General features: G+C 61.3%; 1 protein-coding gene. It reads right to left on the reverse strand.

What is annotated here, in order from left to right; all coding sequences use genetic code 11:
* Positions 1 to 577, reverse strand: a 577-nt coding sequence (locus PKKP23_RS33455; RefSeq protein WP_138721061.1) for a porin, incomplete at its 3' end; no start/stop codon positions are given.
* Positions 578 to 874 lie beyond the last annotated feature (297 nt).

Here is an 874-nt window from a genome sequence, read left to right on the forward strand (position 1 = left end):
CGCCAACGCTGTATTCCCGGTTGTTCGCGAATGCGCCCGCCTGGTTCGAGAAACCGTACGTGCCGCCGAACGTGAAGCCGCCGTAGTTCACGCTCGAGTACTTGACCGAGTTATTGACTGACAGGCCACCATTGGTGTTCAGGTTGTCGTTGTTGAACGGATGCGCGAAGTACGTGCCGCCCCAGCTGCCCGTCGCGGTCAGCGGTGCCAGATAGTCCTGCACCGCATCGTACTGGCGGCCCAGCGTGACCGAGCCGAACTGGTCGCTCGCCAGGCCAACGAACGCCTGACGGTTGAACATGCCGTTGTTGTTGGCGAACCGGCCGTTGTTGATGTTGAAGCCGCTTTCCAGCGTGAAGATCGCCTTCAGGCCGCCGCCCAGGTCTTCCGCGCCACGCAGGCCGAACATGCTCTGGTTGATGCCGCCGCTGCCCAGCGCCCACTTCGTGCCGTGGTTCACGTTGCTGGTATAGGTGATGCCCGCGTCGACCAGACCATACAGGGTCACGCTGCTCTGCGCGTGCGCGACTGGAATGAACGATGCCGCGACGGCAACGGCGATGAGATTTTTTTTCATGTGCAGGACTCCTTCCAGAAATGCCTGATGCCGGAACGCCGGACCGGCGCTCCCAGACGAGCCGCGAGTGTAGGGACAATCCCTGGCATCGCCGGCACGCAGTTCGCACAACAGATCATTTCGATTTCCGGAACAATCTTCCGGTCCGCGCGACGGGCCTTGACTGGAGCGGTTCATGACGTTGCCCGGCGATGCCGGACACATAACTGACACATTCTGTTGCAATTTACCCGACGCGCCCGGGTGGCGCCGGCGCAACGGAGTGTCAAAGGGAATCGCGTCAAACGTTAAACCGGA

Origin of the sequence: Paraburkholderia kururiensis JCM 10599 = LMG 19447 (assembly GCF_003986935.1) — a bacterium.
In the GTDB taxonomy this organism is placed as follows: Bacteria; Pseudomonadota; Gammaproteobacteria; order Burkholderiales; family Burkholderiaceae; genus Paraburkholderia; species Paraburkholderia kururiensis.